Annotated in this window: 12 protein-coding genes; 1 reads left to right on the top strand and 11 read right to left on the bottom strand. The window is 56.5% G+C overall.

All coding sequences use genetic code 11. The features are described 5' to 3' along the window. Positions 1–83: 83 nt before the first annotated feature. A complete protein-coding gene (locus NSU18_RS12465; protein ID WP_341149163.1) occupies positions 84–2,387 on the bottom strand; it encodes an FMN-binding protein in 2,304 nt (767 codons plus the stop codon). A 482-nt stretch (positions 2,388–2,869) separates the two neighbouring features. On the opposite strand from NSU18_RS12465, the gene hemH reads away from it, so the two are divergent. Then, positions 2,870–3,922, top strand: a complete 1,053-nt coding sequence (gene hemH / locus NSU18_RS12470; RefSeq protein WP_341149164.1) for a ferrochelatase — start codon at positions 2,870–2,872, stop codon at positions 3,920–3,922. A 73-nt stretch (positions 3,923–3,995) separates the two neighbouring features. Here the strand turns inward: hemH and NSU18_RS12475 are convergent, their stop codons facing one another. The 10 genes from NSU18_RS12475 to NSU18_RS12520 form a co-directional block, all read right to left on the bottom strand. Then, the gene (locus NSU18_RS12475) at positions 3,996–4,385 is read right to left on the bottom strand and encodes an IDEAL domain-containing protein (RefSeq protein ID WP_341019423.1); all 390 of its coding nucleotides are present in this window, start codon (positions 4,383–4,385) and stop codon (positions 3,996–3,998) included. Between the two features lie 663 nt (positions 4,386–5,048). After that, positions 5,049–6,857, bottom strand: coding sequence for an adenine deaminase (locus NSU18_RS12480; RefSeq protein WP_341019422.1), 1,809 nt, complete (start codon positions 6,855–6,857; stop codon positions 5,049–5,051). Positions 6,858–6,958: 101 nt separating this feature from the next. Continuing rightward, entirely contained in the window at positions 6,959–8,185 is a 1,227-nt protein-coding gene (locus tag NSU18_RS12485) for a pyridoxal-phosphate-dependent aminotransferase family protein (RefSeq protein WP_341149165.1), read from the bottom strand. 85 nt (positions 8,186–8,270) lie between these two features. After that, positions 8,271–9,665, bottom strand: coding sequence for a Zn-dependent hydrolase (locus NSU18_RS12490; RefSeq protein ID WP_341149166.1), 1,395 nt, complete (start codon positions 9,663–9,665; stop codon positions 8,271–8,273). After that, on the bottom strand, positions 9,629–11,026 hold the full coding sequence (gene allB / locus NSU18_RS12495) for an allantoinase AllB (RefSeq protein WP_341019419.1): 1,398 nt from the start codon (positions 11,024–11,026) through the stop codon (positions 9,629–9,631). Before allB ends, NSU18_RS12490 begins: the two co-directional genes overlap by 37 nt. A gap of 62 nt (positions 11,027–11,088) precedes the next feature. Continuing rightward, positions 11,089–11,475 carry a hydroxyisourate hydrolase gene (uraH, locus tag NSU18_RS12500; protein ID WP_341023132.1) on the bottom strand — a complete coding sequence of 129 codons (387 nt, stop codon included), beginning with the start codon at positions 11,473–11,475 and terminating at the stop codon, positions 11,089–11,091. Between the two features lie 48 nt (positions 11,476–11,523). Then, the gene (uraD, locus tag NSU18_RS12505; RefSeq protein ID WP_341019418.1) at positions 11,524–12,042 is read right to left on the bottom strand and encodes a 2-oxo-4-hydroxy-4-carboxy-5-ureidoimidazoline decarboxylase; all 519 of its coding nucleotides are present in this window, start codon (positions 12,040–12,042) and stop codon (positions 11,524–11,526) included. A 52-nt stretch (positions 12,043–12,094) separates the two neighbouring features. Next, complete coding sequence (locus NSU18_RS12510; RefSeq protein ID WP_076076879.1) at positions 12,095–13,024, bottom strand: ABC transporter permease; 930 nt, start codon at positions 13,022–13,024, stop codon at positions 12,095–12,097. Between the two features lie 30 nt (positions 13,025–13,054). Beyond that, the gene (locus NSU18_RS12515) at positions 13,055–14,170 is read right to left on the bottom strand and encodes an ABC transporter permease (protein WP_341019417.1); all 1,116 of its coding nucleotides are present in this window, start codon (positions 14,168–14,170) and stop codon (positions 13,055–13,057) included. Continuing rightward, positions 14,167–15,699: an ABC transporter ATP-binding protein gene (locus tag NSU18_RS12520; RefSeq protein ID WP_341019415.1), complete on the bottom strand. Its 1,533-nt coding sequence runs from the start codon at positions 15,697–15,699 to the stop codon at positions 14,167–14,169. The genes NSU18_RS12515 and NSU18_RS12520 overlap by 4 nt, the downstream gene beginning before the upstream one ends. Between the last annotated feature and the right edge of the window lie 71 nt (positions 15,700–15,770).

The raw sequence follows: 15,770 nt of genomic DNA on the forward strand, positions 1-15,770 counted from the left end.
TTTTCCGGCTTTTAAAATTCAAAAAAGGGCTGCCCCGGCGGCCATTTGCATGACCCAGGACAACCCTTAGTGAATGGATTCTGTTATTTCCCGGCAGATTCGAGCGCTTCTTTGATCGCTTCTACAGCCTTGGCGGAGATGGCTTTCTGGGCATCATTCGCACCGAAGGCTGCTGCACGGTATCCGTACTTATGCAGGCCTTTGCCGTTCGAGGTATTCTCGATCTCGTATTTCACAAGCAGCTCGTCATCCGTCAGGTTATATCTTACTTTTCCCTTATCATCCAGGTAGTACACAGCCATAGTTACAGGCACATTATACTTAGTAGTAACCATGACATTTACAGTTTTATCCACACTTGCACCGATGAAAATCCCATCGAAATACGCAGCCTTATCCGTTTCCGTAACTTCTGCTTTACCATAAGCTCTGTCAACGGCAGCCTTCAGCGCATTGCTGCTACTGGTAGCGCCTGATACCGCATCTACATCTTGAGCACCTTCTCTTGTGCCTGCGGCCAGGAAGCTGGCGGTCAGCACCGGAATGGCTTTTTGCACTTCAGCATAAGCGGCTTTACCCAGATCCACCATGTTCATGCCTACACGGGAAAGGGCCACATTTACGATCTTGCCGTTACGCAGTGTAACATCTGCTTTGTTCGTGCCTTTGTCATAAGCATCACCATAAGCGGTGAAGGTGCCGTCTTTATAAGTACCTTGTACTTTGGACGCATTGGTCAAAGCATCCGTCAGCGCTGCCTTCGCTGCAGCCGACAGGGCTTCCTGTCCGGCGATATCTGGAGCCTGCACACCGCCTGCGAGCAGTCCGGCGGTCAGCTTGTCAACCAGTGATTTCTGTTCTTCCGTACGTTTGTCATCTGCAATCAGCTTGCCGTCTGCGCCGAACAGGCTTAGCTTGATGCCCGTTACCTGATCCGCGTCGATATCAACCAGCAGCATAACCTTGGACTGATTATCCACACCGGCAAATTTACCGTCGAAGGTTTGACCTTCACCCGGAGTCTTCAAGGCTTTCTCAAAAGCGCGCTCTACGGCCTGATTCCAGCCATGGCTGCTCTCCGTAGCACCGGAGATTCCATCTACCTTCTCATTATAGTTAGCGATATAAGATCCATTAGCCAGCAGTTTGGCGGTCATCGGAGCATTCGCCTTCACAACCTCCGCATAAGCGGTTGCGCCTCTGTCGATCAGGTTGCTGCCAAGTCTGAACAGCTTCACATCTACCAGCTTACCGTTACGGATCACAACATCTGCTCTCTCCACGCCTACACTTCTTGCTGTACCGTAGGAAGAGTAGAATCCGTCAACATAAGCAGCCTTGTTGTTGATGGTAGCATTCTGTTCGGCATCCCAGAAGGCATTCACTGCGGCTTTGGTCTCTGCCTCAAAACCGGCTACCGGCTGTGCGCCAGCACCTTTGGCAAGCAGTGCAGGAGTAATCGCTGCAATCGCTGCTGTCTGTTCAGCCGTATACGTCTTCTCATCCACGAAGTCTCCGGTAGCGCTAAGCGGATACAATTTAACCGCAGTCAGCTTGTTTGCTTCATAGGTAGCGAACACTGCATATTTGGCCTCAGGGTCTACACCCATGTGGACTCCATTGAAATAAGCAGCGTCAGCCGCTTGATGCGCAAGCGATCGCTCAAAAGCTCTGTCTACGGACAGCTTCCAGCCGTTGCTCGTGCGGGTTGCGCCGGATACAGCGTCAACCTTAGCTGCGCCGTCTCTGGTTTTGCCCATCAGTCTGTCTTTCATCAGACCGTAGGCTGCCCACACGCCGCTGTAATTCTCACGGGCATTGCGGTCAATGATCTTCGGGCTGGTTCTGAGCAGCTCGATATCGGCGATTTTGCCGTCTTTAATCGTTACCTTCGCACCCTCTGTACCTTTGGAATACGCATCTCCATAGGCAACATATACTCCGTCCTGATATACAGCCTTGTGCACAGTAACTGGCGCTGCTGTTGCTACAGGCTTTACAGTTGCCGCTGGCTTCTCAGAGGCTTTGGCGGATGCTGCGGGTGCAGCAGTTGCTTTAGCTGTTGCTGCGGGTGCAGCTGTCGCTTTTGGAGTAGCTGCCGGTTTGGCTGTCGCCTTCGGAGTGGCTGCCGGTTTGGCTGTCGCCTTCGGGGTTGCCGCCGGTTTGGCCGTCGCCTTCGGAGTTGGTGCCGGTTTGGCTGTTGCCTTCGGAGTTGCCGCCGGTTTGGCTGTTGCCTTCGGAGCTGGTTTAGCAGTCGCTGCCGGCGCTTCTTCCGAGGCTGCTGAAACCGCATCCACCTTCAGGTTCAAGGCAGGTAGATTAATCGTGTAGGCTAATGGCGCAAGCAGCAAGGCTGCGCTTACAGTCAAAGAAATTAATTTTTTCAAATGCGTATTCTCCTTTATTATCCCCAGTAGTATGTAGCGTTTTCAAACTGTGTTGGTCCATTCATTCCTTCTGATTACGAAGAGCAGCCAACTCTTCCTGAACGTCACCCACTCCTTCCTTCATTCCTGCTCGGCCCAGCCCGTGTAAGAAAAGATTCATCTATATATACAATCTTTCAAAAGGTGAAACAATTCACATAATAGAGTGAATTAATTCACATAAGTGGACTTCAAGCTGCTGGTGAATATTTCTGGCTTGATGGTAACAAAATTGAAACTCTTTTCTCTGTGTAGAAAATCACATACCCTATAAGAAACATCACTTTTTTGCAATAACATAAAATACTTATTCCATCTACCTCTCATAATCTGCCATATCCTCCTTCATATGATAACCATGCGATATATTATATTGTGCGGCTGCGCTTAAATATGATATTTTTATACGATGTCATGTTCATGGAAAGGAGTAACAGCTGCTCATGAATCCGTCGTGTATAGGCGTTATTCTTGCTCAGATCGGAACCCCTGACGCCCCGAGCGCCAAGGCGGTCCGTCCCTATCTGAAGCGGTTTCTGTCTGACCGCAGAATCATTGATTATCATCCGCTCTTCTGGCAGCCGCTGCTGCGCGGTATTATTCTGCGCACCCGTCCGCGCCGGTCCGCGAAGCTCTATCAGGAGATCTGGATGGAAGAGGGCTCACCGCTGCTCGTCCATTCCAGAGCACAGCAGGCAGCGCTCCAGGCACTGCTGGGCAGCAGCTATCAGGTCGAGCTGGGGCTTGCTTACAGCACACCCGGCATGGCTGAAGCCTTCCGCAAGCTGGAAGCTTCGGGAGTGACCCGCATCATAGTCCTGCCATTATTCCCGCAGTATTCCTCGACGACGACCGCTTCCGTCTATGAAGCTGCCAGCTTCGCCGCTCTGGGACGGCATAGCCGCTACGGACAGGTATCCAAACGCTTCGTACCGGCGCTGCGGTTCGTAGAAGCCTACCATGACGCGCCCGGCTATATCGCAGCGATGCAATCCTTATTACAGCGGCAGATCCGCGCCATGAGTGAAGAACCTGACTATTATATCCTGTCCTTCCACGGCATTCCCCGCCGTTATGCCGAGACCGGAGATCCCTATCCGCAGCAGTGCCAGGAAACGGCCCGTCTGCTTGCAGAAGCGATGGGCTGGACTCCGGAACGCTGGCAGTTCTCCTTCCAGTCCCGTTTCGGGCCGGAGACCTGGGTGGGACCGTCGACTGCGGATACGCTGAAGGAGCTTCACGGACGCGGAATCCGGCGGCCGCTGATTTTCTCACCCGGACTAGTCACGGACTGCCTTGAAACGCTGCATGAGCTGGCCGTAGAAGGACGGGATCTCTTCGTCATGGGCGGCGGAAACGCTAAGATGCTGGAGGTGGCTCCTTGCCTGAACGACACCGGAGAGTGGATCAGCTTCCTCGCGGGACTGGTTGACTGCTCGGCCCAGGGCTGGCACCCTTCCGTAGCAGCTGCGGCGGCGTCAGAGCAGCCGCTCTAACACAGAAACGCCCGGTCTACAGGTATCTTCAACCTGTGAACCGGGCGTCTTTTGGCGTAGACATTATTCCTAATTATTGAAGCGTGAGCTGTTTATATTTGGCAGTCAGTTCCTCGAACCACTGCTTATCCTGCAAAGTCAGCGCAAAATCAATCAATTCGGCAATTTCATCAGGCTGCAGATCAGGTGAATCCTTGAAGCTGATCTCAGCCGAAGCCGAAGCTGTTCCCTCCGAGCCCTCCGCAAAATCATAGGAGAACATCAGCTTGATGTCACTTTCCAGAAACTCATTGCGCAGGAAGTAGAGCACCTCGCACATCAGAACAGGTCTGACATGGTTCTCGAACACACAATCCATGACCTTAGCCCAATAATGCTGGTTGCTGAGATGCAGCTTATCATTGGTCAGGAGATACTGCTCACCCTGATAATCATTAACAAATTTCAGTTCAACCGGCTCCATTTTAAAAATACCGGTAATTTGCTTCCTGGTAATATTCAAGATGTCGCGCGTTTCCAATCTCATCATTCTCATGCACCCCGTTCCTCAGGTTTGGACGATCTGTATATGCTGAATTTTCATGATTCGACAATAATTTTAAACTAATTTAAAAGTATTATCGTCTTTTCCGCACCTATTGTTAATGCTTTTTCATTAAAAATTTAAAATTTTCTGTTTCATCCTGTGAAAAATCGGTTAATTTATTTCTTTTTTTCAACATGATACCCAATCATGAACAAAAAGCCATCCTATGGATGAAAGGATTACCTTCGCGCCAGCACAATGTATACTGTTTTTCACATACATTTGGTCCATGCGCCTGCGTGGTAGACAATGTATGCTGTTTTTGGCATACATTTGGGCCATGCACCTTTGCACCAGCAGAATGTATACTGTTTTTCGCATACATTCGAGCATGCGCCTCCATGCGAGCACAATGTATGCTGTTTTTCATACACATTCGGTCCATATGTCCCTGTACCTTACACTCACCTTGTCCACTAACAGGAGGAAACTATAGTTTCCTCTACAACAAAAAAGCCACCCAGTCTGCAATAGACTGAATGGCCAGTAGCCCAATATTAGAATAAAAGTGTACCTTCACCGGTATGGTGTCGCGCCGCCTTAGCTGACGAACAACGGTACCAGCTGAATTCCCTCTTCGGGCGAGATCCGCACCAGGCCTTTATCGGATATCCGCAGTGCGGGTATAACCGCGAGGGCCAGCAGAGACAGGGTCATAAAAGCATAGTTCAGCGTACAGCCCGCATCATATAGCGCTTTGCTGATGGCAGCGGATTGCGCGGCGGCAATCTCAAAGCGCTCTGCGGACATCAGTCCGGCAATCGCCAGCGGGAATAAGGTGGTCCCGGCAGCGGTAATCACTGCAACACCGCCCTGCGCCTCCGCCACAGCGGCAGCCGCCTGCGCCATCAGTCCATCATCATTACCGATGACCAGCACATTATGGCTGTCATGAGCTACAGTCATCGCTATTGCCGCAGGCTCACGGAAGCCGATGCCCTGCACAACCCCAACAGATTTGTTGCCCGTTCCCTTGTGCCGCTCCAGAACAGCGATTTTGCACAGGCCGTCCTGCACCACCAGCTCCGATCCAGCTACTGGCAGGCTCATGATCAGCTCGCCGGTCTCCACATGGTTCTCAATAACCTGGATGACCCGCGTAGCCAGAACACCTTCCTCAATGGGCGCATGAATCACGAAGTCTGCGGGAACCGGGGGCTGCTGCAGATGCACAGAGGCCAGCACTTCATCCGGGTAGGTGTACGGGGTCAGCTCAGCCGTCATGCGGCCGTTCTCAGCCACAACAACACCGGCTGCAATCGTCATGACCACATGGACATCGGCCAGATTTCCGTCCAGCAGAATGATATCCGCGCAGGAGCCCGGCGTGATGGAGCCGATATCGCGGGCTACGCCGAAGCGCTCGGCTGTGTTGATCGTTGCCATCTGAAAAGCCGTGACCGGCTTCACCCCCTGGGAGATCGCATGGCGTACGACAAAATCCATATGCCCCTCATCGCGCAGCGATTCGGAGCTGCGGTCATCCGTCACCAGCATCATCCGGCGCGGGTCCAGCCCGTGCTCGGTATGCGCCGTGATGGTTTTGGCGACATCATGCCAGGCTGAGCCGCGGCGCATTTTGGCATACATCCCCAGACGTACGCGTTCGATCACATCCTCCGCTGTCACACACTCATGATCCCCGGTCACCCCTGCTGCGGCATAGACCGGAAGTCTCCAGTCACTCGACGGCCAGGTGAAATGCCCGTCAACATAACGTCCAGCACGCAGCGTGGCCTGAATCTCTCCAATCATCTTCTCATCGCCGTAGACGACACCCGGGAAGTTCATGACTTCGCCGAGTGCGATCACATCCTCGCCCCAGGTGTAGGCTTCCGCTACTTCCTCCGGTCCGATCGACGCGCCGGTTGTCTCAAATTCTGCGCCCGCAGAAGGGACACAGGAAGCCACCTGCATATAGGCAGCCAGCGGCGTTCCCCGCATCTCGTCCAGCATCAGCTTAATTCCCTTAAGCCCGAATACGTTGGCAATCTCATGGGCATCGAAGAAGCCTCCGGTCGTCCCCAGCGGCAGTACAGCACGGGCGAATTCAGTCACCGTCAATTGAGTGCTCTCGATGTGGCAGTGTCCGTCAATCAGGCCGGGAGCAATGTATCTGCCCGCCGCATCAATAACCTGCGTTCTCTCCCCAATCGTATGGGAGACGTCCTTGCCGACGTAAGCAATGCGCCCGCCTTGTACAGCGACAGACATGCCGTCCAGAATCTCCCCAGAGCAGACATTGACCAGCTTGCCGCCTGTAATGACCAGTGTAGCCTTCTGATCTCCCCGGGCAGTAGCAACCAGCTCAGGCACGCAGTCAGCCAATGGTTGTCGTGTATAAGTCATCATGTGCACTCCCTTCCGGTTATCTATTTAGAAAAAACGGCCCTGACACCCCTAAAGGGGGTGCAAGCCGTCACTTAAACAAATCACATTGTATGATTATCTTACTTTGACTCATATACGTCAAGTGCCGCCTGAACGCCCTGTCCGGCAGGTACCGCGTATCCGTGGCGGATAAGCACAGCCTCCAGCGCGCCAAGCAGACGCAGCACATTATTCTCCCGGCAGCTGAAGCCCATGGTCCCGATCCGCCAGATCTGGCCTTGTAACGGCCCGAAGGAGCTGGCAATCTCGATGCCGAAACGCTGCAGCAGCATGTCACGGACGGATTCCCCGTCTATGCCCGCCGGAATGAGCACACAGGTGACTACGGTCAGCTTGCTCTCCGCCTCCCCGTACAGTTCCAGCCCCATAGCTGACAATCCGGCAGTAAGGGCTTGCTCATTGAATCTGTGCCTTGCATGCCGCGCTTCCAGCCCTTCCTCCAGGACCAGACGCAGGCCTTCACGCAGAGCGTATAGCATGGAGGTCATCTCCGTATGGTGATTGAGCCGCCGGGGACTCCAGTAATCCTGCAGCATACTAAGGTCCAAGTAATTGCTCCGCACCACGGGCAGCTCACTGACAGCAGCAGCGTCAGTTCTAAGTCCACGCTCCACCTGCTTGCGCTTCAGCAGCTTGGCCTCCGCCCGGTCATTATACGTCACCGGGGCCATACCTGAAGGGATGGACAGGCATTTCTGCGTTCCTCCGACCACGGCATCCAGCATCCAGGCATCCGTCTCTACCGGCACCCCGCCAATCGTCGCCACCGCGTCTACAATCAGCAGCGCATCCTGCTCCCGGCAGGCCCGCCCGATCTCGGCCAGCGGCTGCACACGGCCTGTAGAGGTCTCCCCGTGAACCATTGCCACCACATCCGGCTTGAAGCTCCGTATAGCATCAATCACCTCTTCCGGGGGAAAAACTTGGCCCCAGGTCTGTTCTATCGTGAGCACCTCAGCGCCGCAGCGTTCAGCAATCTCATGGAGCAAATGGCCGAAACGGCCAAAGACCGGAACCAGCACCCGGTCCCCCGGCGCAATCAGGCTGACCATCACCGCCTCAATACCGGAGCGCGAAGTCCCGTCTACAGGATATGCCCACTGATTCTTGGTGGCGAACAGCTCACGCAGCATCTCCATCGTCTCATTCATGATCTCTGTGAATTCAGGATCGAATTGTCCCAGCACCGGATAAGACATCGCCCGCAGTACACGCGGATCAACCTCCACGGGACCGGGGGTCATAATGCACCGCAAGGATGGCGACAAATCTTCGTACCGCTTCATGGTTCTCTCCCCTCCAGACTTCTAAGTGATCAGTTCTCGCTATTTTATACGCAATTGAGATTACAACCCGAAGCTTGGTCGTCTCTTATTCATAAGCTAATCTATATAATATGGCTGTCAGCACTTCCAGTCCAGCAATGAGATCCTCCGGGGAGGTATATTCTTCGGGAGAATGGCTGATTCCGCCTTGGCTCGGCACGAAGATCATCGCGGCCGGGCAGCGCGGGGCGAACAGCTGGGCATCATGTCCTGCACCGCTGACCATGCTCAGGTAGGGCTTCTCCTGCCGGAGACAGATCTCTTCAAGAGCCGCTCGAAGCTCCTGATCCATAGGAGCAGGGGCTGTCTCCAGCAACGTCTGTACTTCAAGCGTCAGGCCGCGCCTGCGTCCAAGCTCTGCGAACTCTTCCAGGACGGCTGCGCAGAAGCGCTCCAGCACCCCGGCTTCGCTATGCCGGATATCCAGCGTGAACTGCACTTCGCCGGGAATCACATTGGATGTCCCCGGATAGACCTCGAGCCGCCCCGTTGTGGCTACCAGCGGATCGCCCTCCGCCAGGGCGGACCGTTCCAGCGCCAGCAGCATCTCCGCACTCCCGGCGAGGGCATCCTGCCTGAGCCCCATCGGTGTAGTCCCTGCATGATTGGCCGTCCCGCCGACCTTGACAAGATACCGCCGCTGTCCGGCGATGGCCTGCACGACCCCGATTCTCCGGGACATCCGCTCCAGAATAATCCCCTGTTCAATATGCAGCTCGACATATGCGGCAATATCACTGCGCACAGGACTATTATTGCGCCAGAAGCTTTCCCCCAGACTTACCGTAGCTCCAGCTACCGGTTCCTCACTCCCACCTCCCTCACTCCCGCTTCCGCCACTCTGCTCCAGACCTGCCGCAGCTTCGGCAGCCACCCCTTCACTCCCCCCAAGACCGCAGGCCGCCATCGCATCCGCCAGCGTGATTCCTTCCGCATCTGCGCAGTCTGTACATTCCTTCCCGTGATATAGCCCGGTTACATTACCTGAGCCCCAGAACGTCAGCGGAAAGCGGCTGCCCTCCTCCTCACAGAAGGATACCACCGTAAGCGTCCGCAGCGGCGGACCGAAGGTCTCCAGAAGATAGTGCAGCGCAGTTACAGCAGCCGCTACTCCATAAGCCCCGTCATACCGTCCGCCGTTCACCACCGTGTCGATATGCGAGCCGGTCAGGATGACCTTGTCACTTATCTGAGAACCGGCCAGTGTGCCATAGACATTCCCCACCTGATCCATCCGGACTTCAAGCCCGAGTCCAGCCATTCTCTCCTGCAAAAAATGCTGAACCCCTTGCCACTCCGGCGTATACAGCAGCCGGGTAACTCCGGGACCCGGAGCGCTGTATACTGCGAGTTCATCCAGCAGCTTCAGCATCTCCCCCGCGGGGACATGCGGGACCGGCGGCTTCATAGCTCTGGCTGGCTGTGCCTGACACGCAGCCATTCTCCTCCGCTGCCAGCAATAATGCCTTCCGCGGCAGTATAGACTATATTGCCCCGGCAGATCGTCGCCGTTACCTTGCAGGATAAGGTCATTCCGACATAGGGACTATGCCGATGACGGTACAACAGATCCTCTGCACGCAGGGTATAGGCTGCATCTGGATCAAGCAGCACCAGATCGGCATCCAGCCCCGGTGCGATGGAGCCCTTGCGCCCCTCCAGCCCGAACCGCCGGGCAGGAAGCCCGGAGAGCAGCGCCGAGATCTGCGTAACCGGCAAGCCGCGCACATGAACACCTTCATGGAACATCAATTCCAGACTGCTCTGGGCTCCCGAGATCCCGCCCCAGGCCTCGATGAATGACAGCCCGGGCGCCAGCTTCAAGTCGGGCGGACAGGGGGAATGATCGGAAGCAACCAGATCTACCTGCCCCGCAGCCAGTGCCGTCCACAGCCGGTCCCGCTCCCCGCTGCTGCGCAGGGGCGGAGCGCACTTGGCCAGCGGCCCAAGGGTCTCCATGCTGTCTTCATCCAGAATCAGATAATGAGGACAGGTCTCTGCGGTCACATCCAGGCCGCGCAGCTTGGCCTCATGAATCAGCTCCAGGGCTGCCGCTGTGCTGATATGGACGAAGTGCAGCTTACAGCCGGTCCGCTCACTGTACAGCAGCGCCCTTGCTACAGCCTCCAGCTCCGCTTGCGGAGGGCGCGAAGCCGCAAAATCCCGCGCGCTGCTGCGCCCGGCGCGTATTGCCGCCGCCCCCAGCGCCGAGGTTATCGCTTCGCTCTCCGCATGCAGGGCGAGAATCCCGCCGGTTGCGGCGATCCGAAGCATCCCCTGATACAGGGTGTCATCGTCCACCTCACGGAACCGGCCTTCGCCTTCACCGCCGGGATTCGAGATGAAGGCCTTGAACCCGCTAACGCCCGCAGCCGCCAGTCCCTCCAGCTCCTCCAGATTCCCTGGCACCAATCCGCCCCACAGCACATAATCCACCGCCGAGTTCCCGGCTGCGGCCTCCGCCTTCAGCCGGAGCGCCTCCACATTCACTGTCGGCGGATTCCCGTTCAGCGGCATATCCGCATAACAGGTGCAGCCGCCGGCCGCAAGAGCAGCCGACCCGCTGCGGAAGCCCTCCCAGTGACCGAGCGCAGGCTCATTAAAATGAACATGCATGTCGATCATGCCGGGCAGTACGTATTGTCCTTCCGCATCCAGAATTCTGGTCCCGGACAAGGCCTGTAAGGCTTCGCCCAGTGCAGCAATTTTGCCATCCTTCACCCCGATCTCAAGCCTGCGGACTTCTCCGGGCAGGACCACCTGTCCGTTCCTGATGATAAGCTCGTAACCTTCTTCCTTCATGATAAGCCCACCTCCGGTCTATTGGCTTAAGATTAGGTGCAGCGGTACACTTGACTGACGTGTTAACTCCCGCGATAAGTGCTGTATCCTCCAGGTGCAACCAGCAGCGGTACATGGTAATGGGCAGAGGGGTCCGGCATATTGAAGCGGATCGGAATCTGGTCCAGGAACGGGATTACAGCGCCCGCGCCCTCCTCCGGCTCCGGTTCTCCGGCACCAGTCTGAGCGCCCCGGAAATAATCACCGGCCATAAATAACAGCTCATAGCTTCCGGCCTGCATTTCTTCTCCCGCCAGCAGCGGAGCGTCCAGCCTGCCGTCCTCATTCGTCACCGCCTCACGCAGCAGCACAGGCCCTCCGGTCTCCAGCCGCCAGAGCTGAAGCGACAGGCCCGCAGCGGGCTTGCCCTGTGACAGATCCAGCACATGGGTGCTCAGCCGTCCGTGCATTCCAGACAATTGCGTCACCTTCCTCCTATAATATGCAGTGACCTGACTCTATTCCGCCCTCAGCAGATCCTCCAGCCGAAAACGAGTGATTGCACCAATCTCCAGCAGCGCCTGCTCCTGCTCCTCCTTAAGCGGACGGTCCACACGCTCACCGATGGCGCTAAGGATGTCTTCTTTCGTTTTGCCCCGTACAGCGAAGATGAACGGAAAGCGGAATTTCGCTGTATAGTCAGCGTTCAGTCCGGTAAGCTGCGCGAATTCCTCCGGTGTCAGCCGGTCCAGTCCGGCCCCCTGCTGCTCAGCCGCCGAGAGCGGACTGACTGCAAGTTTTGTCGCCAGATCCGGGTGAGCTCTCAGCAGTGCCAGCACCTGGTCCGGCTCCGCCTGCCGTGCTACCTCCATCATGGCAGCATGCAGCTCCTGCACCGAATCGAACGGACGCCTGCTGTACACCCCCTCAGCTACCCAAGGGGAATGCTCGAAGATGCCGCCGAGCTGTTCCACGAAGTCTGATTTTGCCATCGAGTTAATCTGCTCCAGAGTCAACTGGTCCGCCGGTATAGTCATAGGCCAGCCTCCATCCCTCTAATTTGTATATTGCCGCCTGCGCCCTCCCGGACTAGAACCGCTGTTCCCGGATATAAGGGGTTCCCAGCGATTCCGGCGTACCGGAGGGCTTGTTGCGATTGCGGTATCCTAAGTACATCAATACGAGAATGGTTACGACGTAAGGAATCATTTTCAGAAAATAGGACGGCACCGCACTTCCCAGCAGCTGAATACGGAAGCCCAGCGAATCGAGCGCTCCGAAGAAATAGGCGCAAAAGAGCGCGCGCAGCGGATTCCATCTGGCGAAAATCACCAGACCCACGGCGATCCAGCCCCGTCCGGCGGTCAGTCCTTCATTCCAGGTCGGCGCATACGCCAGCACCATATCCGCACCCGCCAGACCGATCAGCGCCGCTCCGGCAGTAACATAACAGTAACGGATCAGCTGCACACGAATCCCCATGACGTCCGCAGTAGCCGGATTGTCGCCGACTGCCCGCAGATGCAGCCCCCATGAGGTATGGTGAATCAGCAGATGCAGCACGAGGACAAGCAGGAGACTGAACCAGGTCAGCATATCCAGCCTTCCAAAAAGCTCCCCGAGCACCGGCACCGGCTTCAGGATCTCCAGATCCAGCTTGGGCAGACTGCCGGGGAGCGGAATGCCGCTGATCGACTTGCCCACATAAGCGCTAAGACCGCTGCCGAACAGCGTCATCGCCAGACCCGACATCGTCTGATTCGCCCTCAGCGTGACACATAAGAATGAATGGACCATGCCCAGAAGGGCGGTAATGGCCACCGCCGAGAGCAGCGCAAGGATCAGATTCCCGCTGCGGATGTAGACGATACAAGTCGTCACTGCCCCCATCAGCATCAGCCCCTCCGCGCCGAGCTGGATAATGCCGGCCCGTTCGGTCAGAATGCCTCCCAGCGTAGCCAGCAGCAGCGGTGTTCCTGCGGAGATGGCTGCGATTAATAACTGTGTAGTGAAATCCATGAGTGAACTCCCTCCTGTACGAGAATGCTGTTATGCGCTCCGGCGGATGCGGAACCGGTGAATCATGTCGCCGGCAATCAGGAAGAACAGGATCGCGCCCTGCAGCATTTCCGATATGGACGAAGGCAGTCCGATGGTCTGAACACTATAGCCGCCCACAATCAGGCCGCCGAACAGAATTGACGTCACAATCAGGCCCAGCGGGTTCAGCTTGGCCAGCCAGGCTACAATGATCGCTGTGTAGCCATAGCCCGGTGAGATCCCCTGCATCAGCTTATGCGTAACCCCGGACACCTCGGCCATGCCGGCAATTCCGGCAAGACCGCCGCTGATCAGCATGACGATGATAATATGCTTTTTGATATGAATGCCCGCATAACGGGCCGCTGTGGGATTGGCACCGATCAGACGCAGCTCATAGCCCCAGCGGGTGAACCGGATCATCAGATAATAGATCAGCACGGCCACGAGTCCGAAGATCAGCCCGATGTGCAGCCGGGTGCTTCCAAGCACCGGCAAGGACTGGGCGGCCGTGAACATCGGTGAGCCCGGGAAGTTGAACCCCTTCGGGTCCTTCCAGGGGCCGAACACTACATAATCCAGAGCCAGCAAGGCCACGTAGTTCAGCATCAGCGAGGTAATCAGCTCATTGACACCGAAATGGGTACGCGGCACCGCCGTCATCAGACCCCACAAGGCTCCGGCCGCTGTACCGAAAACCAGCATCAGCGCAATGGACCAAAAGGAAGACAAGTCCGGGAAATAGATCGTTACCGCAGTAGCCGCCATTGCGCCTACCGTCAGTTGGCCCTCCGCTCCGATATTCCACACGGAGATCCGGTAAGCCACAGCAATGCCTAGCCCGCAGAGCAGCAGCGGAATCGCCTTGACCATGGTTTCTGTGAAGCCGTAGGAGGTGCCGAAGGCTCCCCGGAACATTTTCTCGTAGACGACCAGCGGGCTCATTCCATTAGCGGCGATGAACACCGCACAGAGCAGGAGCGCCAGAACAACCGACAGAATAGGCGTCCACCACGGTGAACGGGTACGGCTTGAGTCATATTCCAGCCTGAGGGAGTACCATCTCCCGCTGCGTCCCGCCAGCGGCGGAAGCGTTGCAGATTCATTTCCAGGCTTCGGACTCATACGGCACTTCCCTCCCTGCTCCGGATACCCGCCATCATCAGGCCGATTTGTTCCCGGTCCGCCTGCTCATGATCGCTCTCGCCTATAATGGAACCGCCGTAGATCACCAGAATACGGTCGGATAACTGCAGCAGCTCATCCAGATCCTCAGAGATCAGCAGCACCCCGCTGCCGGAGCTGCGCAGCTCCATCAGCAGCTCATGCACCCCTGCCGCCGCGCCGACATCCAGCCCTTGCGTCGGATGCACAGCCACCATCAGCTTCGGACGGTGGCTGACCTCGCGGGCGAACAGCAGCTTCTGCTGGTTCCCGCCGGATAATTGCTGCACAGGAGTATCCAGCTCAGGCGTCTTCACATTGAAACGGCGCACCAGCTCCTGCGACCAGGAGCGGTTCCGGGCTGCCTTCAGGAAGCCGAACCGGGAATGCTCCCCGCTGCGGTAAGACTTGAACAGCAGGTTGTCAACCGACCCCAGCCGTCCGGCCAGACCGCTCTTCATCCGGTTCTCCGGCACATGCGAGATGCCCGAATCGATCGCTCCTCTTACCGAAGCTGTTCTCACAGGACTGCCGTCAAACCGGATCTCGCCCGACCTCCATGCTCTAAGCCCCGTCAATACCTCCGCCAGCTCCTTCTGCCCGTTGCCCGCAACGCCGGCTACGCCCACAATTTCGCCTTCATGAACCGTAAGCGACAGGGCATCCAGCGCCTTGCGGCCATGATCTGCTGCGACCTCCAGATCGCGGACGATCAGCAGCGGTTCTCCGGCCGTCGCCTCGCGCTCCTGCCGGCTGATCGTAACCTCCCGGCCCACCATAAGCCGGGCCAGCTCCAGCTCATCCGTCTCGCCTGTCATCAGGGACGCAATCATTTTTCCCTTACGCATCACGGAGATCCGGTCCGAGGAGGCCATAACCTCCTTCATTTTATGCGTGGTCATGATCACCGTCTTGCCCGCCTGCTTCATCACCTGAAGCGTCTCGAACAGCTGCTCCGCCTCTCCCGGTGTCAGCACCGAAGTCGGCTCATCCAGGATGATGATGTCTGCCCCGCGGTATAGCGTTTTTACAATCTCAACACGTTGCTGCTCGCCGACAGACAGCTGCCAGATCGGCCGGTCGACGGGAAATTTCAAGCCAAATCGTTCTCCAAGCGCCTCTATCTCTTCATGCTTACGTTTGATCCAGCTGCTGCCGCGCCAGAAAGACGACTTTTCGCCAAGCACGATATTCTCCGCCGCTGTAAGGCTCTGCACCAGTCTGAAGTTTTGAAAGACCATTCCTACACCGAGCAATGCCGCATCCTTCGGGGAACGGATTCTGGCCGGTTTGCCATGAATAAGAATCTCTCCTGCGTCCGCCCGGTACACTCCTGACAGCATGCTCATGACTGTGCTTTTCCCTGCCCCGTTCTCCCCGAGCAGCGCGTGAATCTCTCCCGCATTTGCCGAAAAATCAACTTGATCACTAGCCGTTACAGCACCGAATGTCTTCACTATCCCGCGCATTTCAACCGAAGGGTCCTGCATAATACTACGCTCCTTTCCGGGTAGTTATAGTACAGGTGGGGAAGACTCCGGTATCCGGAACCCGCCCCACC

It is taken from the genome of Paenibacillus sp. FSL H8-0048 (assembly GCF_038002825.1).
GTDB lineage: Bacteria > Bacillota > Bacilli > Paenibacillales > Paenibacillaceae > Paenibacillus_AQ.